Origin of the sequence: Bacillus sp. TH17 (assembly GCF_016651125.1) — a bacterium.
In the GTDB taxonomy this organism is placed as follows: Bacteria; Bacillota; Bacilli; order Bacillales; family Bacillaceae_G; genus Bacillus_A; species Bacillus_A mycoides.
In genome coordinates, this window is sequence record NZ_JAEKEN010000001.1 from 3,453,255 (window position 1) to 3,477,300 (window position 24,046).

Below are 24,046 nucleotides of genomic sequence, written 5' to 3' on the forward strand. Positions count from 1 at the left end.
TGTATATACTTCTTATTTTTGTTTTTGCATATAAAAATACTGTTGTAAATAAAACGCGATACCGAAAATTAACATACCAAATACAAATATATTTCCAAATGAACTAAATGTTTCAAAAACGAACAATAGCGTTTCTTGTCCGAAAAAAGCAAATAAAAGTTGTGTAAATGCGAATAACAGTGCCAATATGTAATGATGTTGATGGAATAAATAATGTGTTGCGCCTAAAAAAGCTACAAGCGAAACAATGAAGATCCACCAAGTTTCTAAAAACAATTGCCAATTAGTAAATTGATATCCATTTACTAATATCGCAATAATTCCTATAACTGCCATCGTCGGCACACTCCATAATAATGCACGCCCTCTAAAGAAGTGCGCACCTTTTGCGTCTCCTTTTTCATTTGCGATGTATGTTAGCACGACAGTACTTATATACAAAACAGAGAGGATTGTTAAAACAATGATAAGCCAAAAATGTAATTGATAATATTCATGTTCTATATTCGTCACAATTGCAGCTAACATACATGGAATAAACATCCCTGTCCAACCATCTATTTTTCTTTCGTTCCAAAACACCGTATTACCAATCCGAATTCCTAATAGCATAAAAATAATGATACCTAGTACAAATAACGTAGTCTTATTCCCTACTAAACTCGTCGAGAAAGCAATTAATCCAATAAATAAAAAAAGAACAAATCCATTCATAATTTCTAGTACAGGTGACAAATATCTTTTCACCCATTTGTATGTTTCTTCATATTCACTATTATTTGCTAAACGATAGGCGTAAAAACTTATCCCAAAATAAACCGCCGCAATAATAACATATGCATATAAGACGAAACATAAAATCGCACTGCTAATTTGCACGTAATTCCCCACCCTTTTTTCTATGTATCACATTGATTTTACACACTTTTCATACTAAAAGTAAACATATATAGGGTAGTTAAATAATTATCTTCCCTATTAGCAATAATTAATAATGAGCAGTGGCTAAAAACCCCCTGCTCATTATTAAGACGTCAAATTTAACTTTACTCATTTGTATGAAGATGTCTAACACTAACGAATACGAAAGATGTTTTCGTCTCTGAACTAAGAAGTCCCCACTCTAAACTATTGCACAATTAGCGAGTAAGTTCACTTTCTATTTCCCTTCCACTTCACATATTGATTTAAAAATACAATTGCTTTCTCAATAACCTCTTCGTCTGGTTTTAATTTCGCATGATGTAAACCATATTCTGAATTTACTCCAAGCCAAAACATAAATCCAGGTATCTCTCGAAGCATATAACCAAAGTCTTCACCTGTCATTGCCTCCGTACACGTAATTACGTCCATAGTCGTTTGTTCACGTGTAAATTGCATAAACTCTCTCGTTAGCTCCTCATGGTTATACACTTGATGATACATCGCTCCGTAGTCAATAACAGCTTCACATTGAAAAGAAGCTTCTATTCCCGCAACAATTGCCTCAATTCGGCTCTTAACACGTTTCATTGATTCCACTGATAGCGTTCGAATTGTTCCTTCTAAACGAGATTTTTCTGCGATAATGTTTTGAACTGTACCACCTGTAATTTTCCCAATTGTAATTACCGCACTGTCAAGAGGGTTCACATTACGACTAATAACTGATTGAAGTTGTGTAACGAGATGACTCGCTGCAACAATCATATCATTTGCTGTATGCGGATATGCAGCATGTCCACCTTTTCCTTTTAAATCAACGTATAGCTCTGATGTATTCGCAAATAATAAACCTTCTTTTGTCGCAATTGTTCCCACAGAGTATTCAGGCGCAATATGAAGTCCAAGAATCATATTAGGCTTCCATTCTTTTAACTCATCGCTTTCTAACATAGGAAGTGCACCACCTGGACCTTCTTCAGCTGGTTGGAATATAAACACAAGATCATCATCTATTCTTTCGCTTACAGCCGCTGTTAGAAGTCCTAAACCGATTGTTGCATGCAAATCATGTCCACATGCATGCATCATTCCTTCATGGACAGAAGAGAATTCATATCCAGTTTCCTCTGTAATTGGTAGACCGTCTATATCTGCACGATAACCTATTATTTTTTCTGGATTTTTTCCATTTACTTTAACAATTACACCTGTTTTCCATGTTTTCACTTCCAAATATTCATTAGGAAGCGTTCCTATATAATCTAAAATATACTGTTGTGTTTTCCACTCTTTAAATCCGATCTCCGGAATTTTATGTAAATCTCTACGAACTTGGACAAATTTGCTTACTGTCATTTTTGCACCTCTATCTATAAAAAGCGTAAGAGCACATTCATGCTCTTACGCTTTTTATTTTTTATTTCTCTGGGTTTAATTGACGAAGCTCTTGTTTAATTTCAGTTTTTGCTTTTGTCTTCTCATCAATTTCTTTAATTACACGTGCCGGAGTTCCCGCAACAACTGTATATGGAGGCACATCTTCTGTTACAACAGCTCCTGCTGCTACAACTGCACCTTTACCTACTGTAACGCCTTCTAGAACAACTACATTTGCACCAATTACAACATCATCTTCAACGATAACTGGTTTTGCAGAAGGTGGCTCAATAACACCGGCAAGTACAGCACCTGCACCTACGTGACAGTTCTTACCAACTGTTGCACGTCCACCAAGCACTGCGTTCATGTCGATCATAGTACCTTCACCAATTACAGCACCGATGTTAATTGTTGCATTCATCATGATAACAGCGTTGTCACCAATTTCTACATGGTCACGAATAATCGCGCCTGGCTCAATACGAGCTTTAATACCTTTTAAATCAAGCATTGGAATTGCAGAATTACGACGGTCATTCTCAACTACATAGTCAACAATGTGCTTGTTATTTTCATCAAGAATTGTCTTAATTTCAGACCATTCTCCGAATAATACACCAGATTTTTTATTTACAAATGCTTGTACTGTTTCAGGGAATGTTACCTCTTTTAAATCCCCTTTTATGTATACCTTTACAGGAGTTTTCTTTTCACTGTTTTGAATAAACGAAATAATTTCGTTAGCGTCCATCATTTTCATTCTTGTTGCCTCCTAAATCCATTTATAATGTTACTCTACCAAACGATAGAGCGAGTAGCAAGACAATAATCTTATTTTTCCATTTGAATTTCTTCTATAATTTCTAAAAATGCTTGTACTTGCTTCAACTGCCTTGCCGAGTCACTCGTCAATAACCATGTTTCTCTCGTTAATTGAACAGGTGTTTTATACATATTTTCCTGCACTTCTTTTAAAACAGTCGAAGGTAAAAGAGCATAACCTATTCCATTTAAAACAAGCTGTTTGCACGTTTCAATTTGGTCAACTACAATCGTTCGCTTAGGTGGATTTGAAAATAATCCATACCACCAATTTTGTATTTGTCCATAGTAGGTCGAATCACTTTTAAATTGAATAAATGGTCTATTTGTCTCTTTTAACATCGAAATATCTTTTATTTCTTTATCAACTAAATATAATTCATCTTCAAATAATTGTTGTTTCTGCCCTTTGTATTCTTGTGATCCTCTCAGGATAGCAACATGAACGTCTCCTTCATAAAATTGCTTTTGCACTTCACTACTCCAGCCAGTAAACAGAGATATCTTCACAGAAGGATACTTATGCACAAATTTTTTCAAAACAGGTGGAAGCCAATATTGCCCAATGACTGATGCAACAGCTATTTTTAACGTACCGTATGTTTCGGTTCTAAAAAGAGCCAGTTCACTTTTAATACCCTCTTCCCGTTGTAACATTTCTTTTGCATAATTTGCAACTTTTTCCCCTTCAGGTGTAATTGTTAATCCTTTTTGTGAACGAATAAAAAATTTCATTCCCCATTGTTTCTCCATAGATTGTAATCGTTGACTAAGCGCAGGTTGGGAAACAAATAAACGTTCCGCCGCTTTTCTCATATTTGATTCCTGAGCTAACACAACCATCATTTGAAAATCATCAATTTGCAACTTTCTCCCTCTTTCCTTAGCTTCCATACACCTAATTTTAATAAGTATTTCATCCTTAATTTAATTGCATACTTTTATACATTAGAACGGTTTGTTAGTTCAAACTTTTCTTATGCTTTATGTCTTTTTAAATATAATACATACACAACTGATATGCACGAAAAAAAGTGACTTCGCCTTTTCTGTGAAGTCACTTTCCCTACGTTATCGATTATGCTGTCTCACTTTTTTATTCAACAATTTTAAAATAGCCCGCCGTGTTAAAATACCCTCGAAGTAACCTTCTTCATTGACAGCGCAAATAAAAGGATGATCAATTGTCATTTCTAAAGCTTTTGCAAAAGAATCTTCTAACGTAAGAACTGGAATCTCTTCCTTCATCACTTGTTCCACTTTCATATTCTCAAGTCTTTCAAACTCAATGCGCTCTAATCCTAAAATACCATCTAAAATCATAGCAGTACTAATTAACCCATGTAGTTTATACATAGGGTCTAAAACAGGAATCGCCGAATATCCAGATTTCACAAGAACGAGTAAAGCATGTTCTAGACCATTCCCTATTTGTACATGTGCTACTTTATCTGATGAAATCATTAAATCCTTCACAAGAATTTGTTGAAACTCGTCTTTCGGAATACTAATCATGTTACATCCCCCATTTTCCCTTTTTCCTGCTAATATTCTCCGATCCTATTCACATTTTATGATAGCGTTTTCATATTATTATTTTGTCCTGACATTCTTCTAATAAAAATAAAAATACATAACTATTTTAGCATATAACATAAAAAAAGACTACCATTCCGGTAGTGCTTAATACCCTTTATTTTTTAATCGGTATAACAATCTTGTGATTTTTTTATATTGCGTCACATCTGTCTGTTTTAAACCATTCTCAATGTCTGTAAGCTCCACCGCTAAAATTTCGCTCGCGTAATTTTGCTGAAACAGAATATCCAACAATAAATTTTCTTCTTCTCTTGTTAAAACAAATTCCTTTTCCATATGCTCCTCTCCTTGCACTCGCATCATCACTCTCATTATATAAATTTTTCAGTCTATTTAACAGATGTAATATTCAGTTTTTGTTAGAAATACTTAACGACTGCGAATATATAGACATCATTTCACATTATTTCGTATATCTGTTTGCATAACTAAATGCCGCATAAGCATCTGGTTTAATTTTTGCTGTTAATCCCATTGCTTGAATTTTCATCGTCATATCTAAAATAAATTCTTTTGTTAAACCATCATTCCCGATATCTAAATGAATTTCCATTATGAATCCTGCTCCATCTTGAGCGTATGGGTGCAATAAATCCCATATCGCTTGTATATGATTGGGAGTAAATAGATAGGCGATTTCTTGACTAAACTGTGTTTCTAAATATATTTTCTCTCGCAACGTTGCTGGCTTATTTTTCACTGATTTATGATGTAAACATCCCCATGCTCCTTTTCCAACACGATGAATATGTATCGCTGTAATAAACCTCGTATCCTTTTGATGCGCTTGTGAGTCTGTCCCAATAGATAATCGATATAAATTTCGCGGATCCTTTTCAATGAAACTACAAATACGGTTAAATACCATATCAAAATTCAAATGTCTCTCTGAAACATTATAAAATGTATGCTCACCGTCCACATAGTCACGTCCTTTCAATTAGACAGACTTTTCGTATTCTCATTGTATGGGACAAAAACAAAAATTATAACTTACTACCCTTTATTCGTTTCAATATTTCGAATTACATAATTACAAAATCTACATGTATATATTACATTTTGATTAGACTGGGCGGTTAATACGTGATTAATTTCAGCATGACTGTGACAATTAGGACAAATAACAATCGGTAAGCGTTCCATCCTTTGCACCTCCTATTAATATTTACTATCATTGTAGGAAAAATAAAAAATTCCTATACATATACATTTGTAAAAACTCTTTTATTTAATCGCGACTTAAATTACAACTTCTACTACCTATATAGCCCATTAATTAATATAACTAAAAAAGGTACCGCCATTTGGCAGTACCTTTTTTATATGTATCAAGAAATGATATCGTAAATCTCAATTGCAACCATATCGATGTTATCGAATTGATACACTTGAGGTTTTTCACCTTGTTGATACACTTCTAACTCATACATTTCACTTTTATCGAAAAATTTCACGCTACATTTGCGCTCACCGTTCACTTCAAAATAGCGTTGTGCTACTTCACCGCTTTCAGCTTGTTCTTGTAGACTAACAAGTCGAGTTAAAATTCCTTGGAGTAGAGACATGAAATCTCTCCTTTCTCTGATCTTCCTACCAATAGGTTTTACAGCTATACTCATTCTATCCGTCATAACAGAAAAAACGTTCCACAATCTAGGATAAAGGTTCTTGGCCAGAAACTCAACTAAAATTTGTCGAAATAAGAAGTAAAAAGATGAAAGATCATCTTTTTACTTCTTTATTGCGCTTTTTATACTGGCAGAATATAATAAACAACAGAAAAAGGGAGGAATTACAATGAAAAAAATTGAGGTTTATACACAACCTGATTGTCCGCCTTGTACCATTGTAAAAGAATTTTTAAAACATAATAACGTTGTATATGAAGAATTTGACATAAAAAAAGACGCTGCTGCACGCAATCGTCTTTTATATGACTATGAATCCTATTCAACTCCAACAGTTGTAATTGACGAAGAAGTTGTGGCAGGTTTTCAAATTGAAAAATTGCAACAGCTACTCGGTATAGAATAGGAATAGGCGACACCTATTCCTATTCTCATAATTGTTGTAACCTTTTTATTTCAGTCAACAGTTCCTGACTTTCATGATACCCTGCTAATTTCCATTTTCCATTATCCTTTTGCAATGTCACAATTTGATATTGTCCACTCTTTGTCCGCTCATAGACATATAAATTTTTATGTTCTTCATCATAAGACATTTTTGTTTCTGAATTAAAAGAAAACGGAGCTTCTTTTGCTGGAAGTAAATATTCACCACTTTGTTTTTCATTTCTACTGTTTTCATCTGTAAAAACTTGAAGGAAATTATTTGTAAAATATGGTGATAACGTCTCTATCATCTTATTCATAGGTATTTGCTTCCCGCGGATTGAAAATTGCGTCTCATAACCTTTTTGTATCGTTGTAAACACTTCTTTCCGATCCACTTTCACTTCTTCTTTTCCTAAAACAGTTGTGACACTATAGCCAACTAGAAAGGCAACACATATAAATAGAACAAACCATATTCCATATTTTTTCATTTTTTCACCTTCCTTTTAAAAGAGCTTGTCTTTGTAGTATTCATTGTAACAATGATTATGCAAAGAAAGGGATGATTTCGTTCGTAAAATCTTTACAACGATAGACAGCATTTTCATCATCATTTTCACTATTACCAATTTATGATAAAAACAAACAAAAAAATACACGAATCTCTTCGTGCATTAAAATAAAACATCTTCTTCATATAAATATTCGTACGATAAATCTATAAATAAAAAGTTTTCATCATCAATCGGGAATGAAAATGTTCGTACCATTTCACCAGTTTCGATATCAGCATATAAATCTGAAAGTCTTGCCTTATTCTCAAAACGCATTTTCATTATATTTTCTAGAAAATAAGGGCGCCAGCTCCAGTTCTTCATATAATACTCTGGCATAATGATCCATCCACCATCTTTTTTCATAATATTACCCGATTGTTGAAAACCATCTTCATTACAAATAAATATCCGAAAACTATATTGTGATATGCTTTGGCTAAATTGTAATAACCAATCATTTATATCTTCATTCTTTTTTTGTTTTGACAGAACATCACCAATTCGATCACGTAACATCTCTGTTAAATTATAAATTTTTTGCAACTTCTTCTTCTCATGCAGAATAAATTGATGACATTCATTACCAAGTCGCTCTTTTAAAACATTCGTTTCAATAAAATCAGGTAAACATTCTTTCAAATAATTACCTTGATAATACCTACCACCGTTTTTCCAAGCATATTGTAGTTGATAAAAAGCATCAATTTCTTCATATAACAATGTCGCACCAATTCTTCTAGCAAGTAAAGATAAGGAATATAAAATATCTTGATAAGATTGTAAAAGTGCAGTTTGCCTTAAATTTGTTAAATCTACTTTTAAAATATCCGGTGCTAACACGCTAATACGCTCTAAATTACTTGTACCCGTTCCGACTTTATTAATCGAAATTTGAATACCATATGTACGATAATACATGAGTAAATGATTAAATTGTTCTATATCTTCTTTACATTCATGTTCTGTTATTTCCAGAACAATGCGTTGTAAGTTCAAACCTTGTTCTTCATACATCAGCAAAAGTTGAAGTAAACTTTCATCTTCATCATTCATTAATACATTAGCATTCCGATGTATAAATAATAATAATTTTTGATCCGTTTCTAAATACCTATTTAACGCTTTTTCTACGATGATGTTATCCGCTTCAAGTTGGAACTCACTCGGAATAGAATCATCATGGAAGAAAGATGCTAAACTTTGTATGCCCTCTTCTGTTTGAATTCGTCCTACAACTTCATATCCAATTATTGTATGCTCATCAGCACTAAAAATAGCTTGATAATAAGGAAGGACTTTATCCAAGTTACTCATTACATCTAATGCATCTATCAACGTGCTTCCCTCCCTTTACTTTTCAAAAATTATAACACGATATTTACGGAAAAATAATAAAAAATCCCTTCAGTTTTCCTGAAGGGATTAGAGGGGTAAAATGCTAAGGGGAATTAGCAATTCTACTATGAAGAAAAAAGAGGTCTTAAATATAACGTATATATCCCCTCTTGTAAACACATTTCTTTTAAGTGTCACAATTTCGTCATATTTTACCACAAAGAAATGAATAAATCATTCGTTTTTTTCATCCCTTTTAAAATGGATATTGATGCAAATGCTGGCCACCATCCATTGTCATACAAGTTCCATTTATGTATGCAGCTTCATCTGAACATAAATAATAAGCTAGACCCGCAATTTCTTCTGGTGTCCCCAGCCTACCAAGTGGGACACTTTGTATTGTACGCTTAGCCATTTCTTCTGAAATCCATAATTTATCGGCACCACCTGTACGTTCAATTGGTCCTGGTGCGATAGCGTTAACTCGTATTCCATATTTACGTCCCCACTCAACAGCAAGAGTTTTTGTCATCGCTAATACACCAGCTTTAGCTGCTGCCGAATGGATAACCCCTGGGCCTGCATCCCATGCATAAGTTGCCACCATGTTAATAATATTTCCTTTTATACCTTTTTCAATCCAATATTTCCCAATAGCCTGACTACAATAAAATGTACCATTTAATACAATATTAATTACCGAATTCCAGCCATTCACAGATAAGTCCTCTGCTGGACAAATAAAGTTTCCAGCTGCATTATTTATTAAAATATCAATTCGTCCAAACTTCTCATCAATATGTTCAATCATTTTTTGAATATCATCAGTATTTCGTACATCCATTTGTACAGATAATACTTGGCCTGGAAACTGTTCAATTTCTAACTTTGCTTCTTCTAGCTTTTCTTTTGTACGCCCTGTAATAACAACACGTGCCCCTTCTTTCGCAAAACGTATCGCCATCCCTTTTCCCATTCCACTTGATCCACCTGTTATAATAACTACCTTCTCTTTCACATACATCCCCTCCAAAAAATGAATACACATTCATTTTATCACTTTATTTGATAGAAATCTTTATATTTTTCAATTTTTCTGATATTTTAACGTAAAGAGGTTTCTTTTCGTTCATTTTTTTCGTAATCTATACTACTTTTTTAGTATTTAAAATATATTTTTAAAAAACTGAAGGGAGGTTCGAGTAACCTGTATATGAAGAAAATTACAAGAAGAAATTTTTTAAAATCTGGAATACGCACTTGTCTATATTCATTTATAACCGCAAGTATCGGCTATTATTATGCTAAATATATAGAGCCCTATTTGCTTTCTTTTACGCAACACACACTTAAATCACCGCTCATACCAAAAGGTTTTCATGGTATGAAGATCCTTCAATTTAGCGATTTACATCTAGGATACTATTTCTCTCTCCAACATTTATCTCAAATCGTTTCCAAGATTAATGCTGAAAAGCCAGATATTGTCCTTTTTACTGGTGATCTCATTGATGATTACCAAACATATACCGAGGCTTCTTTTGTTGCATCCATTTTAAAGAATATACAGGCACCCTTCGGTAAATTTTCTATTTATGGTAACCACGACCATGGCGGATATGGAACTGAATACTATGATCACATCATGCGCGAATCTGGATTTGAACTTTTGCTAAATAGCGAAAAGCGAATTCGTTTACTGGATAATAGTGAAATTTCTATTTTCGGACTCGATGATATGCTACTGGGTAAACCAAAAATAGCGGAAACTTTACAACATGCAAAACAAAATATTTATACAATTGTTCTCGTTCACGAACCAGATATCGCGCCACAAATCGCTACATATCCAATCAATCTTCAACTTTCTGGTCATAGCCATGGCGGACAAGTACAAATTCCTTTTTTAGGTGCTATTATTACCCCGTCGCTTGCAAAAGAATATATTGAAGGTTTCTATAACATTCAAGGTTTGACTCTCTATGTCAATCGAGGTATTGGAAGAACACGTGTCCCATTCCGCTTTATGTCAAAACCTGAAATCACACTCTTCATCCTACAACATTCGTAACAATTCGCCTATTTCCTTACATATCCTTCCTTGTACTCGCTCATCCACGCTTGGTCCACCATATGATAAAAATGAGTCCAGTAAAGGAGGTTTGTTCATGTATCCATATTATCAACCGATCCCAGTTCGTTCAGCACCTTTTGGCCCAGCAGGCGACTCACGCTTCTTTCCATTTTTCGGTGTTCCATTTCTAGCTGGAATTGCTGGCGGACTGCTAGGCGGAGCATTAGCTTTCGGGCCTAGACCGTTTTATCCGCCTTATCCACCGCCTTTCCCACCACCAGCACCTTTTCCTTGTTACGGAGGGCCTTGTCAACAACCATACTATTATTAATTTAAACCAACCATTCTTCTAATGTTTTTCTCTCAACGAACCGACTCATCACACGCCTATAATAAAAACTATTCTCTCTACTCATCCTTCCATTTTGAGAATATATGATTAGAGAAAAAAAGTAAAAACCTCTTAAATTCAATAAGAGGTTTTTACTTTTTTCACACTATTCAGCGTCTGTATTTTGATACGCCATCTTAAATAAATTCACTTGGCTATCAATTTCTTCTATACTACTATTAATTATATAATAATAGTCACCATCTTTATTTTGTTCACGTGTTTTCACATTATCAGCTAAAACCAGCTGTAAAATTGCCTTTATTCTCGCTTTCATTTCAATATCTAAAATTGGGAAGGATATTTCTACTCGTTTTTCCATATTTCGCGTCATCAAATCAGCTGAAGATAAATATATTTTTTCATCTCCATTATGATGGAAATAATAAATACGACTATGCTCTAAATATCTTCCAACAACACTAACTACACGAATATTTTCACTTACATTTGGAATCCCAGGTCTTAAACAACATGTCCCTCTAACGATGAGCTCTACCCTTACTCCAGCTTGTGATGCCTCATACATTTTTTTTATTAACGGTTTATCTGTTAACGAATTCATTTTAGCGATAATATATCCATTTCCATATTGTCTATGATAACGGATTTCCTCATCTATTAACTCCATAAACTGCTCTCTTATATCAAACGGGGCAACAGATAAATGATGAAAATGCGGTTTTTTTGTATAACCACTCAAATAATTAAAGAAATTTGTTGCATCTACACCAAAGTCTTTTCGCGATGTAATATATCCAAAATCGGTATACAACTTCGCTGTTGCATCATTATAATTTCCGGTTCCAAGATGTACAAACCTTTCAATTTTTCCGTTTCTTCTTCTTACAACTAACGTAATTTTACTATGCGTTTTCAAGTGACTTACTCCGTAAATAACGTGACATCCGGCCTGTTCCAATTCTTTAGCCCAATGAACATTATTCTCTTCATCAAACCTTGCCTTTAACTCAACCAATACCGTCACTTGTTTTCCTTTTTCAGCTGCTACCTTCAGCGCCTGAATTATTGGAGAATCTCCACTTACACGATATAATGTTTGTTTGATCGCAAGTACATTCGAGTCATCTGCCGCATCACGGACAAAATCAACGACTGGCTGAAACGACTCAAAGGGATGGTGTAATAAAATATCATGTTCTATCGCTTTTTCAAATACATCTTCCTCATCACCTAAATCTTGAGGAGGTTGAGGAATAAGAGCTGGGTATACTAGATGTTCATATAAAGGCGCTAATTTTTTATATAAGGAGAATAAACATGTTAAATCTAACGGTCCATCCATCATGTACACATCTTCATCTTTTACTTCTAACACATCATACAATAACGCTAACACTCTTTCATCAATGTGTTCTTTACCAACTTCTAAACGAACGGCAGCTCCCCACTTACGCTTTTTCAATTCTTTTTCAATTACTTTTAATAAATCGCGTGCACCTTCTTCATGGATCGTTAAATCCGCATTACGTGTAATACGGAAACGAGTAACAGGTGATACGTTATATCCTGTGAATAGTTTATGAGTAAAACCACTAATTACATCTTCTAATAAAATAAATTTATGTTTTTGCCCTTCACTCGGTAAAAATATGAAACGCTCCAGTAATGAAGGCACTTGTACAATTCCTAACTTCGTACGATTTTCTTCCTCAGCCTGTTGCTCATCATATAAAATAGTAGCTAAATTCAAACTTTTATTTAATAACATTGGAAATGGACGATACGCATCAATAGATACAGGGGTTAAAACCGGAAATATTTGTTCATCAAAATACTCCTCGATAAATTCCCTTTGCTCTTTCGTCAAATCATGAAATGTTAAACGCTCAATCCCCTCTAGTTCAAGCGCTGGCAATACATAATTTTTAAACGTTTCATACTGCACAGTCATTAACTCATGCGATTTTATCGCAATCTTATTTAACTGTTTCTTTGGTGTTAAACCTGCTTTATTTTCTGGCTGATTAAATCCCGCACTTACTTGATCTTTCAAACCTGCTACGCGCACCATAAAAAATTCATCTAAATTCGAACTAAAAATACTAATAAACTTTAGTCTTTCTAATAGTGGATTATTTTCATCTTGCGCTTCTTGTAGTACACGTTCATTAAATGCTAGCCAGCTTAATTCACGATTATTATAATACGCTGTATCATTTAAATTTACTAAATTCCCCTTTAGCAATTCCATTCTCTTCACACTTCCCTTTGAAACTTTTTCACTATAATTTAGTTACTTTCATTTTATCAAATTACAATATTCCAAAGTGTTAATTTTCTGTAAAGACATCCGTACAACTTAACGTTTTGATTCAAATGATAAGTGAATATTTGTTTTCAATACTCTTTCTAGCTGCTTTTTTTGTTTTTCAGCTTGTACTTTTTCTGCTAATGCCGATTGCTCACATAAAATTCTAAACGTTAATCCTTCTTTATTTTCTGTTATGGATATCGTATCAACAAGCGATCTTTGTCTTACATTTAAAGCAGCTGAAAATTGTAAAACAGCGCCTAATAGGCGGATTTTTTTTTGTTCGCTTTTATCAAACCAACCTTCAAATGGAGATAAATGTTGTTTAAATAGCATTTTTGATTTATAAGATGCAATAAGCGCTAACCTCACTCGATCTTTATGCATCATGCCGTCAATTGTTTTATTTGCCAATAAATAAAACGTGTGTAAACGACTCGCTTCTTCGTCTATATATTTTCCAATATTAAATACTTTCGCTGCTTGATGGAATGCTTCCCAGTCTTTTATTGAAACAGAAATCAGTCCCATTTCTTCGAGTTGTTTACAAATCAATCTTCCATGTTTAATAAGTTGAATGACAAATTCCATATCCATTTCATATTCGTGTGATAACAAATGTAAGCTTTCTTCAACTACATTCGGATAATATGAAATCCCTAAATCTTTCGTCAACTCTTCATAGAAAACACCTTCTCTTAATCCTTTTTTGCTTAATACAAATGCCGTTGCTTCTATAATATTTACAAGCTTATGAAATACTTCAACCGCTGGAATAATTGTATCAGCTCGATCTTTTGCCAATCCTTCCATTTTCTGAAGTTCGATAAACGATTGTTTTTCCAATGCACCTTTTACATTTTCAATATCTTCTTCTTTCATTTTGTATAAATGTACTCCCGCTATAGGATAGTTTGTTAAATTTTGGTGGATTTTCGCTAAGTTTCTCGCACTACCACCAATTGCAATAAGAGGCAATTTCTTATCAATTAACCATGGTAACGTTCGAAATTGACACTCTAAATACTCTCGAATTTCCTCTAATTCATCTTTAGTAGGAATATCACCTTTAATAAATAGATGTTTTAAAGAAAGCGCACCAAAAGGAAAACTATGGTACTCTAAAATCTCTCTATTTTTAATATATGTAACTTCCGTACTTCCGCCACCAATATCTACTGTTATTCCTTCCGAAAACGAAGTAGAATTCATAACTGCTAAATAGCCGTAACGTGCTTCCTCATATTCTGATAATACTCTAAGAGTAAAGTCTGTTTGTCCTTCAACAAGTTTTTTAATCTCCTCTTGATTCTCAGCCTGTCTAATTGTTGCCGTTGCAACACAAAGTACATGATGCAACTGATGGAATTTTGTACTTTCTTGAAATTGAAATAATGTTTGTAACAATACTTCTTTACCTTCTTCATTCAAAACACCATCGATTAAATAATTTCTTAACCGAGCAACCACTTTCGTATTTTCAATTTCTTTATAAAAACCTCCATTTTGCTTTTCATAAATAACTAAACGCATTGTATTAGATCCAATATCTATAATGGCATATTGTAATTTTAATATTTCTTTCAAACTTCTCACTCTTTCATTATCAAATTTCTGAAACATATTCTATCACTATTATACAAAATAGTTGTTTTTTGTAACAATATTGCTTTAATATTGAAAATATATACAATTACTTTTTGCATATAATAAAAACCCATTTTATTTATGCTATAATAAGGAAAAATTGAAAGGAGAGTCAATATGAAACCTTCACAACCACAATCTCCATTGCATAATCAACATTCTATTAATAGACTAGCTCAATCTATTTTCGTTGTGAATCGTCATGCTAAAGCCGCAACTAACCCTAAGTACTTATATTGGTTAAAAAAGACTGCTTTAGAACGCTTAATTACTGAAAAAAAGGCTATCAAAGAAGGATTACATTTTTCTAGAAATCCACGTTTTAGTCAACAACAATCCGATGTTCTTATACGTTTAGGTGATTATTTTTTCCATATCCCTCCTACGAAAGATGATTTTCGCACCCTACCGCATCTTGGTCACCTTGAATCCTCCTATCGAAATCCGAAAACAACCTTATCTTTAACAATAGCAAAAAAAACACTTCAAGATTATATTGGTCCTGAAGCATTAAAACAGGAAAAAAAATTAAGCGAACCAGTTCCATGGTATAGCCGTACCTATACAAAAAAATAAAACAGTTTGGCCTAATATTAGGCCAAACTGTTTTATTTTTTATCTTCCTTAATTTTAATATTAGCTTGTTTATAGAATGCAACTTTTTCTGTATTATATGATTTCGTATATTCATTAAACTTATCTTTTTCTGTCTCAATATCTTTATATGCTTGGTTTACTACCTTTACTTTCTCGCTAATATCTTTTAATTTTGTACCTTTATCTTGTAGCATTGTATATAATTCTTTTTCTTGCTTTAAAGATTTATTATAGCTATCGTACATCTTTTGGAATGAATCATGTCGTTTCTCATAAGTACTCTTTACTTTATCAGCCTGTTCTTTTAATTTATTATCTTCAATTTTCTTCACATGCTTATCAGCTGACTTCACTTCTTCTTGCGCTTTATTTAACGCCTCTTTTTCTTTAATAAGAACTTTTTCTCGTTCAGCTGTATTTTTCACCGCTTGATCAAGCTTATCCTTAACAGCCTGATTATTATCTTTTCCTTCTTGGACAATTTGATTATATAATACTTGACCCTCTTTCTCTAATGACTCTAATTTTTTCGCATCTTCAAACATTGTTTTTTCTTGCTTGGCAGCATTTTCAAATGCAACATATAGCTCCTCTTCTGGTTTTGGGCCAAAACAACCAGCTAGTAAAGTCATTGATAATGCAGTTACAATTGCTAATTTATTATATTTCAACATCTTTTCCCCCTATTAATAAACGACCATCGTGCCAAAAATCCCATGAAAAACATGTAACTTCGTTAGCTATTTCACGCTCGCATCTTTTTACGAAGATCATCAATAATTATTTATACTGCTTGTACAATTTTCGTACTTAAAATTATGTAATGTCTTAAAACATAAAGGTATTTTCCTTAATCTTACCTACTGCAAGAAACACTATAATGTTTCACCTGATAAAAGATGATCGTTGACCTCTCACGTCTATCATTCCCTTTCTCACTTTCTATCAAATAACCTCTTTGTCCATTTTACATAGTGCAAAGGGGACCTCGCAACTCTTACAAAGATTCTTTTAATTTCTTAAAAAGGAAAAGTGTAGAGCATGTTTTCCTCTACACTTTTAAACTGAAAACATTGTGCAAAATGCATTGACACATCCACACACAATTATATGCTGATTTCATATATTTTTAAAGACTTTTGTTACAAAAAAAAGTTTTCTTGTAACAAAAGACAAAAAAATGTTACAAAAAATCTTTATATCATACTTCTTTAAATCAAAGTTTCATTCATGACTTTGCAAGTTTCTATAATTATACAATTGATTTTGTGCCTTTCTAAACAAATCTTCAAAAGTTTTCCCTTCTATAGGATAACTTGCAGCCCCAAATAATAGTGTGACACTTAATAAATCATTCGCTATTTCATTTTGAATATTTTTGATTAATCTACTTGTTATTGTTGACTTTTCATAGCCATTATCAACAGCTACGATAACATATTTATTTTCATCCCACCTCGTAACTACATCGCCTTTTCGAACTGTCTTTACAATTGTACGTTCTACTCTTTGGACTAGCTCATCTAACTTTTTTTCTTGCACTGTGTCTTTTAATACATCCCATTCTTTTACGGAAAGAATATACACTGTAATATTACGAGAATCTCTTTCTGATAAAGCAGCTACTTTTCCAAAAAAATCAACGACAAAATCGTTATTCGTCATTCCTCCTACTTCAATATTTACACGCGTATTCGTTCTTTTATCGTACCAATGTCCAAAATAATAGCTTAGTATCATTTGCAATATATAAATAATAAAGACGGTTAAAAATGATCTCGAATCTAGCTTAGCAATTACATCCTGAAGTGCAATCCATTCTGTAACCGCAACTGTGTTCCCAAGTAATAATCCACTAATTTTCCCTTTATGTTTCATACTCTCCCCCTTTTATACCAATATATATTTCTATAACAATAATGTTTTTCTATAAAATAAAAAATGTACATATTTAATGTACATTTCTACTTAAGCTTGTATACCTTTTCTATTTTATTTCATATATATACTATATATCGTTTTTAGGAAGGAGTGACCTATATGCCTCAAAAAGAAAATCTATTAGATATTATGCGCTTACTAGCTGGCTTTTTGTTATCATTAAAATTACTATTTAACTCTTTCGGAATAAACTTCATTACAAACGATCAAATTGACGCTATAGTAAATGTTATTTCATTTCTATTCATTCTATATTTTGGATACAAAAATAACTATATTGGAAAAAAGGGAGTGGAACAAAAGAAATTACTCAAGAAGCACAATCTTCATTAAAGAAGGAACCTTTCGCACAGGTTCCTTCTTATCATTTTCTGACAACCACTTCATTTGTTTGTAGCGGTCCATATGATACACCTTTATATTGAAATGTATATGTAGCCTGAAATAATGAATTGGGAGGAGCTTTATCTTTATTTGCTTTTATTTGACAAATTAATTCTACCTTTTCATTCGGTGATAAATTATCGATTCGCCACCTTACAAGCTGAAATAAAAACTCACTTATTCCCTTATCTGCTTTTAAAGAGTTTGGGATATACGCGAAATAATCACGAATCATATGACTTACAACTACTCGCGAAATCATTTCAACGCCTTTATTTTCAACTTCAAGTCGAATAATTAGTATGTCATTAACATCATAGATCATCTCATACGAAAATTTTTCTTTATACATACTACGGATTTGCAATGTGACTGCTACATTGGCTGCTTCCGTGTCCTTTTTAGAACCATCAATCCACAAAACCGGCTGTAACGGTATAGAATACCTTCCTTGATCCGAAATTCGTTTCCATATTTTCATAATATATTCACCTCATTCCAGATATATCATCTATACAACTGTATTCTGCCTCTCGATGCAATAAACTACACTTAGAAAAAATATTTAGCTTGTTACAAACCATATCAAATTTTTCTTTTCCTTTTATCCTATTCGACAATATAAAGAAAAAACCATTTTTAATAGGTTGACACAGGTTATACTTTATTAAATATTTTTTTACAATTTCCTTCCTTGACTACATAACAAAATAAATTCTTACTCTCTTTTGGTCATTATAATAAAGTGAAACTTTAATCAGTGGGGGTTTTGTCCATCCCCCACTGATTATTAGCTTTTACCAATCGGGCTTTAACGGGCAGTTAAAGCCCGATAAAATAATTTGGCGTTAGAAAACATTTGCCTTTTAGTCAAATTTGACTATAATATAATTTATGATTTCCATCCTTTATATCATGTCAGTGCAATTTTTTATAAAATGAAGAGGAACGATACAAACTGTACATAAAGTTTTTTATGCATTGCACTAAAAAACTTAAGTTAGTTTAATTTTTATTAAAGGAGGGCTACTTTTGGAAGCACAACTATCAAAAAACGATTCAAGTAAAACAAAATTTGTTGTTGCTGGTTTACTACTTGGTATTCTAATGGCAGCAATGGATAACACAATCGTCGCAACTGCGATGGCAACGATTGTCGGAGACTTAGGAGGGTTCGACAAATTCGTTTGGGTCACATCCGCCTACATGGTAGCAACAATGGCCGGAATGCCTATTTTCGGTAAGCTGTCTGATATGTACGGACGGAAACGCTTTTTTATTGGCGGATTAATTCTTTTCTTATTCGGTTCTGCACTTTGCGGGACAGCATCAAGTATTGAACAACTAAGTATTTATAGAGCCATTCAAGGAATTGGTGGCGGCGCTCTTATGCCTATCGCATTTACAATTATGTATGATATATTCCCGCCTGAAAAACGAGGAAAAATGACCGGACTATTTGGTGCTGTTTTCGGAACATCTAGTGTTTTCGGACCTTTATTAGGTGCTTACATTACAGATTATATAAGTTGGCACTGGGTCTTCTATATTAATATTCCGTTAGGACTTATTTCCTTCTTCTTCATTACTAAATACTATAGCGAGTCTCTAGAATATCGAAAACAAAAAATTGACTGGGCTGGTGCTATTACGCTTGTCATTAGTATCGTTTGCTTAATGTTTGCTTTAGAACTTGGTGGTAAAGAATACGCATGGGACTCTAATGTGATTATTGGTTTATTTTCAACTGTTGTTATTCTGCTTATTATTTTCTTCTTCGTAGAAAGAAACGCAACCGAGCCTATTATTTCTTTCCATTTATTTAAAAAACCTTTATTTGCAGCTAGCCAAGGTGTTGCCTTTTTCTATGGCGCAGCTTTTATCATCTGTACAGTTTATATTCCAATCTTCGTTCAAGGTGTTCTCGGTGGTTCAGCCTCAAATGCTGGATTAATTTTGACACCTATGATGGTAGGATCTGTAATCGGCAGTCAAACTGGTGGACAATTAGCTTCACGAACAAGTTATCGTAACATCATGACAGTATCTGGAGTTTTCTTCGTTCTTGGAATTTATTTACTAAGTACTTTAACTATGGAAACACCTCGTACACTCGTAACAATGTTTATGGTGCTTGCTGGACTTGGAGTTGGATTCTCCTTCTCAGTTTTAAGTATGGCATCTATCCACAAACTAGAAATGAGAGATCGCGGTTCTGCTACATCCACGAACTCATTCTTCCGTTCACTTGGAATGACCCTTGGCGTCACGATTTTCGGTACGATTCAAAATCATGTTTTCACTGATAAATTAAAAGCAGTCTTCCCTCCTGAACTAGAAAAAATGGCTCCTAAAGGTGGAGACACAAGCTTTTTATTATCACCAAATGCTACTGAAAAGCTACCTCCTGAAGTACTGAGCGGAATTAAAGAGGCTCTTGCAACATCTATTGCTAATACATTTTTCTGGGCACTTATCCCAGCTACGCTAAGTATAATTTGTATTTTACTTATGGGAAATGAACGTCTTTTAACAGGACCAAAAACAAAGCAAAAACAAAAACAAGTAAGCTAATATAGAAAAACGAAACGGTATATCCCTTTATGAAAGAGGATATACCGTTTATAATATATATAAAGTTTCTATATACAGGAGTTGAGACAGCATGAGCATGAAGTTAGTCATTCTCGGCTTGTTACTCGAAGGAGATAAACATCCCTATGAAGTGCAGCACATAATGAAAGAAAGACAAATGGATTGTTATATTAAATATGCCAAGGGATCGCTATACTACGCCTTCGAGCAATTAGAAAAACAAGGTGCGATTAGCATTACCAATATTGTTAGAGATACGAATAGACCAGATAAAACAATCTTCCATATAACAGAGGAAGGAAAAGCCCTTTTCCACACCTTATTATTAAAACAATTTGAAGCGAAAAACCAAATATATAAACCTATTTATTCAGCGCTCTCTTTCGCTCACTTTAGCGACGAACAAGCTCTAGTTCCTATTTTGAAAAAAAAGAGAGATGATACAATGCTCTATTTACATACAATGCAAACGATATACGATCATAATAAACAACTAGTTCCTCGTGCTCAACTATATATTCTACAAAGCGTCATTGAGCATATTAATGTTGAATTACATTGGCTAAACACGCTCTTACAAGATGCAACTGCAGGTCGTCTTTCAGAAATAGGTGTAGATAATGATTAAGTTTTTCTAAAAGAGGTGCCTCCTCTTTTAGAAAAACTTAACACTATAATTATTCCTCGCAACTCAAAAAACCCTCATTTTAATAATAAATAAACATCAAAAAAACTTAATTTTCCGAATAAAAAGAAATAAAAAACTTTAGAATTTTCTTATTTTAAAACAGTGGACAAAATTCCGAAAATTGTGTTAGAATTTGTTTCAATATCATATCGCTTGTTAAATTCCTTTCAAAAGGAAAATAGGTACACGAATATTTCACTTCGTGTTTAAAAGGGAAGTTTGGTGAAACTCCAACACGGTCCCGCCACTGTAAATGCTGAGATTTCTTTTTTGTGCCACTGTGAAAACGGGAAGGTGAAAGAAATTATATGAAGCATAAGTCAGGATACCTGCCTATTTTAACAACACTGATAGACTCACGGATGATGATGAGGTGTTAAGAACAAAAAGGAAGGCTTATTTTTCTATGCCTTTATGCTTTTTGTTATAGGTATTTCCGAGTAAACGGAAATGCTTACTTTCAATTAGGGAGGAATTTAAAATGGCAATTCAAACAAGTAACTTAGGTTATCCACGTATCGGACTACAACGAGAGTGGAAAAAAACATTGGAAGCTTTTTGGTCCAATAAAATTGATGAAGAACAATTTTTAACGACAATGAAAGAAATTCGCCTTCAACACGTCAAAGTACAGCAAGAAAAGGGAATTGAATTAATTCCAGTTGGCGATTTTACATATTATGACCACGTTCTGGATACGGCCTATATGTTAGGATTCATCCCGTCACGTTTTTCAGAGTTTACCTCTTACCTTGATGTATATTTTGCAATGGCACGCGGCTCTAAAGATCACGTTGCTTCTGAAATGACAAAATGGTTTAACACAAACTATCATTACATTGTTCCTGAATATGAAGAAGGATTACAAATCTCTTTAAAAGACAATCGTCCTCTTCGTTTATATGAAGAAGCGAAAAAAGAGTTAGGCGTTGATGGAAAACCAGTTATTTTAGGCCCTTATACATTCCTAAAACTGGCAAAAGGTTATAACGAAGAGCAATTTGCCACTATTTTAAAAGAGCTAGTTGCACCTTATGTACAATTATTCTCTGAATTACACGCAGCTGGAGCACAAATTATTCAAGTTGACGAACCAATCTTCGCATCTTTAACAAAAGATGAAATTAATCAAGCGAAAGAACTTTACGAAGCTATTCATAAAGAGGTTCCAAATGCGAATCTTCTTCTACAAACATATTTTGATAGTGTAGAAGAGAACTATGAAGAAATTATTGCATTCCCTGTTTCTGGTATTGGATTAGACTTTGTTCATGGCAAAGAAGGTAATGTAAATGCTATTTCAAAATATGGATTCCCAGCTGATAAAATTTTAGCTATCGGTTGTATAGATGGCCGTAACATTTGGAGAGCTGATCTTGATGATGTACTTTCTTTATTTACAACATTACAAAATCAAATCACAGCAAAAGGTTTAATTGTTCAACCTTCTTGTAGCTTATTGCATACTCCAATTGATAAAACGGAAGAAACGCACTTAACAAGTGAATTATTTGATGCACTTGCATTTGCTAATCAAAAATTAGAAGAACTAGTCCTTATCCATTCTGCTCTTACTAAAGGTGTAGAAAGCATCAGTAGCGATTTAACAACATATCGTAATGCACATCATGCAATCCGCTCATCAGCTGCACGTAATCGTGAAGATGTAAAAGTGGCACGTACATCACTTAAAGAAGATGATTTCTCACGTCCTCTTCCATTTGAAAAACGATATGAACTACAGCAAGTAGCTTTACAATTACCGTTGTTACCAACAACAACTATTGGTAGCTTCCCGCAAACATCTGAAGTTCGTCAAACACGTAAACAGTGGCGTAACGGCGATATTACAAATGAACAATATAATCAATTCATTGAAAAAGAAACTGCAAAGTGGATTCGTTACCAAGAAGATATTGGTCTTGATGTACTAGTACATGGTGAATTCGAAAGAACTGACATGGTGGAATATTTTGGAGAAAGACTTGCTGGTTTCTCCTTTACTAAAAACGGATGGGTACAATCATACGGTTCTCGTTGCGTAAAACCACCTGTTATTTATGGTGATGTTGCCTTTATAAGTGGAATGACTATTAAAGAAACTGTATATGCACAAAGCTTAACAGAGAAAGTAGTAAAAGGTATGCTAACTGGACCTGTCACTATTTTAAATTGGTCATTCGTTCGAAATGATATTTCAAGAAAAGAAGTATCATTTCAAATTGCATTAGCACTTCGTCATGAAATTGAATTACTTGAATCTTCCGGAATTAGAGTAATCCAAGTCGATGAACCTGCACTTCGTGAAGGTATGCCGTTAAAAGAAAAAGATTGGGATGCATACATTACATGGGCAGTTCAATCATTCCTTTTAGCAACATCTTCTGTAGAAAATGAAACACAAATTCATACTCATATGTGTTATAGTAACTTCGAAGATATTGTAGATGCAATTCGAGCGTTAGACGCAGATGTTATTTCTATCGAAACATCAAGAAGTCATGGAGAATTTATTAATACATTAAAGCATACAACATATGAAAAAGGAATTGGTCTAGGGGTATATGATATTCATAGCCCACGTGTCCCAAGTAAAGATGAAATGTTCACAATCGTAGAACAATCTTTACAAGTATGTGACCCTAAATATTTCTGGATTAATCCAGACTGTGGTTTAAAAACACGAAGAACTGAGGAAGTTATACCTGCTTTAGAGCACATGGTTCAGGCAGCAAAAGACGCTCGTTCTCTCCTAAAAACAAACGCATAAT

The 24,046-nt window shown here is 33.6% G+C and carries 25 protein-coding genes and 1 riboswitch; of the genes, 8 read left to right on the forward strand and 17 right to left on the reverse strand.

Annotated features, from left to right (window positions below; all coding sequences use genetic code 11):
- Positions 1–12: 12 nt before the first annotated feature.
- The 9 genes from JFT95_RS17500 to JFT95_RS17540 all read right to left on the reverse strand — a co-directional run bounded on the left by JFT95_RS17500 (position 13) and on the right by JFT95_RS17540 (position 6,296).
- Positions 13–879: a hypothetical protein gene (locus tag JFT95_RS17500; RefSeq protein ID WP_002014843.1), complete on the reverse strand. Its 867-nt coding sequence runs from the start codon at positions 877–879 to the stop codon at positions 13–15.
- A 273-nt stretch (positions 880–1,152) separates the two neighbouring features.
- Positions 1,153–2,283 carry an N-acetyldiaminopimelate deacetylase gene (locus JFT95_RS17505; RefSeq protein WP_002033831.1) on the reverse strand — a complete coding sequence of 377 codons (1,131 nt, stop codon included), beginning with the start codon at positions 2,281–2,283 and terminating at the stop codon, positions 1,153–1,155.
- A 61-nt stretch (positions 2,284–2,344) separates the two neighbouring features.
- On the reverse strand, positions 2,345–3,067 hold the full coding sequence (gene dapD, locus JFT95_RS17510; RefSeq protein WP_002014841.1) for a 2,3,4,5-tetrahydropyridine-2,6-dicarboxylate N-acetyltransferase: 723 nt from the start codon (positions 3,065–3,067) through the stop codon (positions 2,345–2,347).
- Positions 3,068–3,138: 71 nt separating this feature from the next.
- Positions 3,139–4,023, reverse strand: coding sequence for a transcriptional regulator CcpC (locus JFT95_RS17515; RefSeq protein ID WP_002014840.1), 885 nt, complete (start codon positions 4,021–4,023; stop codon positions 3,139–3,141).
- Positions 4,024–4,200: 177 nt separating this feature from the next.
- Positions 4,201–4,644: a cyclic-di-AMP-binding protein CbpB gene (gene cbpB, locus JFT95_RS17520; protein ID WP_002014839.1), complete on the reverse strand. Its 444-nt coding sequence runs from the start codon at positions 4,642–4,644 to the stop codon at positions 4,201–4,203.
- Positions 4,645–4,812: 168 nt separating this feature from the next.
- Positions 4,813–5,004, reverse strand: coding sequence for an antirepressor AbbA (gene abbA / locus JFT95_RS17525; protein WP_201052891.1), 192 nt, complete (start codon positions 5,002–5,004; stop codon positions 4,813–4,815).
- A gap of 127 nt (positions 5,005–5,131) precedes the next feature.
- A complete protein-coding gene (locus JFT95_RS17530; RefSeq protein WP_002033829.1) occupies positions 5,132–5,650 on the reverse strand; it encodes a ribonuclease H-like YkuK family protein in 519 nt (172 codons plus the stop codon).
- 74 nt (positions 5,651–5,724) lie between these two features.
- Positions 5,725–5,874 carry a hypothetical protein gene (locus tag JFT95_RS17535; protein WP_002033828.1) on the reverse strand — a complete coding sequence of 50 codons (150 nt, stop codon included), beginning with the start codon at positions 5,872–5,874 and terminating at the stop codon, positions 5,725–5,727.
- Between the two features lie 185 nt (positions 5,875–6,059).
- Positions 6,060–6,296 (reverse strand): YkuJ family protein, encoded by a 237-nt coding sequence (locus JFT95_RS17540; RefSeq protein WP_000055151.1) that lies wholly within the window; start codon positions 6,294–6,296, stop codon positions 6,060–6,062.
- Between the two features lie 232 nt (positions 6,297–6,528).
- Between JFT95_RS17540 and JFT95_RS17545 the strand changes: the two genes are divergently transcribed.
- Positions 6,529–6,765 (forward strand): glutaredoxin domain-containing protein, encoded by a 237-nt coding sequence (locus JFT95_RS17545; RefSeq protein ID WP_002014835.1) that lies wholly within the window; start codon positions 6,529–6,531, stop codon positions 6,763–6,765.
- 25 nt (positions 6,766–6,790) lie between these two features.
- On the opposite strand, the gene JFT95_RS17550 is transcribed toward JFT95_RS17545, so the two are convergent.
- From JFT95_RS17550 to fadH, 3 genes are all read right to left on the reverse strand, one after another.
- The gene (locus JFT95_RS17550; protein ID WP_002014834.1) at positions 6,791–7,279 is read right to left on the reverse strand and encodes a DUF3993 domain-containing protein; all 489 of its coding nucleotides are present in this window, start codon (positions 7,277–7,279) and stop codon (positions 6,791–6,793) included.
- Positions 7,280–7,462: 183 nt separating this feature from the next.
- Positions 7,463–8,680 (reverse strand): EAL domain-containing protein, encoded by a 1,218-nt coding sequence (locus JFT95_RS17555; RefSeq protein WP_002033827.1) that lies wholly within the window; start codon positions 8,678–8,680, stop codon positions 7,463–7,465.
- A gap of 256 nt (positions 8,681–8,936) precedes the next feature.
- Positions 8,937–9,701 carry a 2,4-dienoyl-CoA reductase gene (gene fadH / locus JFT95_RS17560; protein WP_002142976.1) on the reverse strand — a complete coding sequence of 255 codons (765 nt, stop codon included), beginning with the start codon at positions 9,699–9,701 and terminating at the stop codon, positions 8,937–8,939.
- Between the two features lie 195 nt (positions 9,702–9,896).
- Between fadH and JFT95_RS17565 the strand changes: the two genes are divergently transcribed.
- Both JFT95_RS17565 and JFT95_RS17570 read left to right on the forward strand, forming a co-directional pair.
- Complete coding sequence (locus JFT95_RS17565) at positions 9,897–10,754, forward strand: metallophosphoesterase (protein WP_002033825.1); 858 nt, start codon at positions 9,897–9,899, stop codon at positions 10,752–10,754.
- Between the two features lie 97 nt (positions 10,755–10,851).
- Positions 10,852–11,088 carry a hypothetical protein gene (locus JFT95_RS17570; RefSeq protein ID WP_002014830.1) on the forward strand — a complete coding sequence of 79 codons (237 nt, stop codon included), beginning with the start codon at positions 10,852–10,854 and terminating at the stop codon, positions 11,086–11,088.
- 166 nt (positions 11,089–11,254) lie between these two features.
- On the opposite strand, the gene JFT95_RS17575 is transcribed toward JFT95_RS17570, so the two are convergent.
- Positions 11,255–13,363, reverse strand: a complete 2,109-nt coding sequence (locus tag JFT95_RS17575; RefSeq protein WP_002014829.1) for a polyphosphate kinase — start codon at positions 13,361–13,363, stop codon at positions 11,255–11,257.
- A gap of 108 nt (positions 13,364–13,471) precedes the next feature.
- Positions 13,472–15,046 carry a Ppx/GppA family phosphatase gene (locus tag JFT95_RS17580; protein WP_044442827.1) on the reverse strand — a complete coding sequence of 525 codons (1,575 nt, stop codon included), beginning with the start codon at positions 15,044–15,046 and terminating at the stop codon, positions 13,472–13,474.
- A 141-nt stretch (positions 15,047–15,187) separates the two neighbouring features.
- Between JFT95_RS17580 and JFT95_RS17585 the strand changes: the two genes are divergently transcribed.
- Positions 15,188–15,646: a YkyB family protein gene (locus JFT95_RS17585; protein ID WP_002014827.1), complete on the forward strand. Its 459-nt coding sequence runs from the start codon at positions 15,188–15,190 to the stop codon at positions 15,644–15,646.
- Between the two features lie 32 nt (positions 15,647–15,678).
- Here JFT95_RS17585 and JFT95_RS17590 read toward each other — a convergent pair whose 3' ends face one another.
- Both JFT95_RS17590 and JFT95_RS17595 read right to left on the reverse strand, forming a co-directional pair.
- On the reverse strand, positions 15,679–16,341 hold the full coding sequence (locus tag JFT95_RS17590; protein WP_002014826.1) for a YkyA family protein: 663 nt from the start codon (positions 16,339–16,341) through the stop codon (positions 15,679–15,681).
- A gap of 550 nt (positions 16,342–16,891) precedes the next feature.
- Entirely contained in the window at positions 16,892–17,545 is a 654-nt protein-coding gene (locus JFT95_RS17595; RefSeq protein WP_002033822.1) for a diguanylate cyclase domain-containing protein, read from the reverse strand.
- Positions 17,546–17,707: 162 nt separating this feature from the next.
- Between JFT95_RS17595 and JFT95_RS17600 the strand changes: the two genes are divergently transcribed.
- On the forward strand, positions 17,708–17,941 hold the full coding sequence (locus tag JFT95_RS17600) for a phage holin (protein WP_002014824.1): 234 nt from the start codon (positions 17,708–17,710) through the stop codon (positions 17,939–17,941).
- A gap of 31 nt (positions 17,942–17,972) precedes the next feature.
- On the opposite strand, the gene JFT95_RS17605 is transcribed toward JFT95_RS17600, so the two are convergent.
- Positions 17,973–18,473, reverse strand: a complete 501-nt coding sequence (locus JFT95_RS17605; protein ID WP_201052893.1) for a hypothetical protein — start codon at positions 18,471–18,473, stop codon at positions 17,973–17,975.
- Positions 18,474–19,024: 551 nt separating this feature from the next.
- Here JFT95_RS17605 and JFT95_RS17610 point away from each other — a divergent pair.
- The 3 genes from JFT95_RS17610 to metE all read left to right on the forward strand — a co-directional run bounded on the left by JFT95_RS17610 (position 19,025) and on the right by metE (position 24,045).
- A complete protein-coding gene (locus JFT95_RS17610; protein WP_002014821.1) occupies positions 19,025–20,566 on the forward strand; it encodes an MDR family MFS transporter in 1,542 nt (513 codons plus the stop codon).
- A gap of 91 nt (positions 20,567–20,657) precedes the next feature.
- Positions 20,658–21,215 carry a PadR family transcriptional regulator gene (locus tag JFT95_RS17615; RefSeq protein ID WP_133059844.1) on the forward strand — a complete coding sequence of 186 codons (558 nt, stop codon included), beginning with the start codon at positions 20,658–20,660 and terminating at the stop codon, positions 21,213–21,215.
- Between the two features lie 223 nt (positions 21,216–21,438).
- Positions 21,439–21,626, forward strand: a riboswitch (cobalamin riboswitch).
- Between the two features lie 130 nt (positions 21,627–21,756).
- Positions 21,757–24,045 (forward strand): 5-methyltetrahydropteroyltriglutamate--homocysteine S-methyltransferase, encoded by a 2,289-nt coding sequence (metE, locus tag JFT95_RS17620; RefSeq protein WP_201052894.1) that lies wholly within the window; start codon positions 21,757–21,759, stop codon positions 24,043–24,045.
- Position 24,046 lies beyond the last annotated feature (1 nt).

What these genes read in the sequence shown, in the direction of transcription:
- JFT95_RS17570 (WP_002014830.1), top strand. Translation starts at nt 10,852, where the DNA reads ATGTATCCATATTATCAACCGATCCCAGTTCGTTCAGCACCTTTTGGC.
- dapD (WP_002014841.1), bottom strand. Translation starts at nt 3,067, where the DNA reads ATGAAAATGATGGACGCTAACGAAATTATTTCGTTTATTCAAAACAGT.
- JFT95_RS17575 (WP_002014829.1), bottom strand. Translation starts at nt 13,363, where the DNA reads ATGGAATTGCTAAAGGGGAATTTAGTAAATTTAAATGATACAGCGTAT.
- JFT95_RS17550 (WP_002014834.1), bottom strand. Translation starts at nt 7,279, where the DNA reads ATGAAAAAATATGGAATATGGTTTGTTCTATTTATATGTGTTGCCTTT.
- JFT95_RS17565 (WP_002033825.1), top strand. Translation starts at nt 9,897, where the DNA reads ATGAAGAAAATTACAAGAAGAAATTTTTTAAAATCTGGAATACGCACT.
- JFT95_RS17615 (WP_133059844.1), top strand. Translation starts at nt 20,658, where the DNA reads ATGAGCATGAAGTTAGTCATTCTCGGCTTGTTACTCGAAGGAGATAAA.
- JFT95_RS17590 (WP_002014826.1), bottom strand. Translation starts at nt 16,341, where the DNA reads ATGTTGAAATATAATAAATTAGCAATTGTAACTGCATTATCAATGACT.
- cbpB (WP_002014839.1), bottom strand. Translation starts at nt 4,644, where the DNA reads ATGATTAGTATTCCGAAAGACGAGTTTCAACAAATTCTTGTGAAGGAT.
- JFT95_RS17545 (WP_002014835.1), top strand. Translation starts at nt 6,529, where the DNA reads ATGAAAAAAATTGAGGTTTATACACAACCTGATTGTCCGCCTTGTACC.
- JFT95_RS17580 (WP_044442827.1), bottom strand. Translation starts at nt 15,046, where the DNA reads ATGTTTCAGAAATTTGATAATGAAAGAGTGAGAAGTTTGAAAGAAATA.
- JFT95_RS17535 (WP_002033828.1), bottom strand. Translation starts at nt 5,874, where the DNA reads ATGGAACGCTTACCGATTGTTATTTGTCCTAATTGTCACAGTCATGCT.
- JFT95_RS17505 (WP_002033831.1), bottom strand. Translation starts at nt 2,283, where the DNA reads ATGACAGTAAGCAAATTTGTCCAAGTTCGTAGAGATTTACATAAAATT.
- JFT95_RS17515 (WP_002014840.1), bottom strand. Translation starts at nt 4,023, where the DNA reads ATGGAAGCTAAGGAAAGAGGGAGAAAGTTGCAAATTGATGATTTTCAA.
- JFT95_RS17595 (WP_002033822.1), bottom strand. Translation starts at nt 17,545, where the DNA reads ATGAAACATAAAGGGAAAATTAGTGGATTATTACTTGGGAACACAGTT.
- JFT95_RS17585 (WP_002014827.1), top strand. Translation starts at nt 15,188, where the DNA reads ATGAAACCTTCACAACCACAATCTCCATTGCATAATCAACATTCTATT.
- abbA (WP_201052891.1), bottom strand. Translation starts at nt 5,004, where the DNA reads ATGGAAAAGGAATTTGTTTTAACAAGAGAAGAAGAAAATTTATTGTTG.
- JFT95_RS17605 (WP_201052893.1), bottom strand. Translation starts at nt 18,473, where the DNA reads ATGAAAATATGGAAACGAATTTCGGATCAAGGAAGGTATTCTATACCG.
- JFT95_RS17600 (WP_002014824.1), top strand. Translation starts at nt 17,708, where the DNA reads ATGCCTCAAAAAGAAAATCTATTAGATATTATGCGCTTACTAGCTGGC.
- JFT95_RS17540 (WP_000055151.1), bottom strand. Translation starts at nt 6,296, where the DNA reads ATGTCTCTACTCCAAGGAATTTTAACTCGACTTGTTAGTCTACAAGAA.
- metE (WP_201052894.1), top strand. Translation starts at nt 21,757, where the DNA reads ATGGCAATTCAAACAAGTAACTTAGGTTATCCACGTATCGGACTACAA.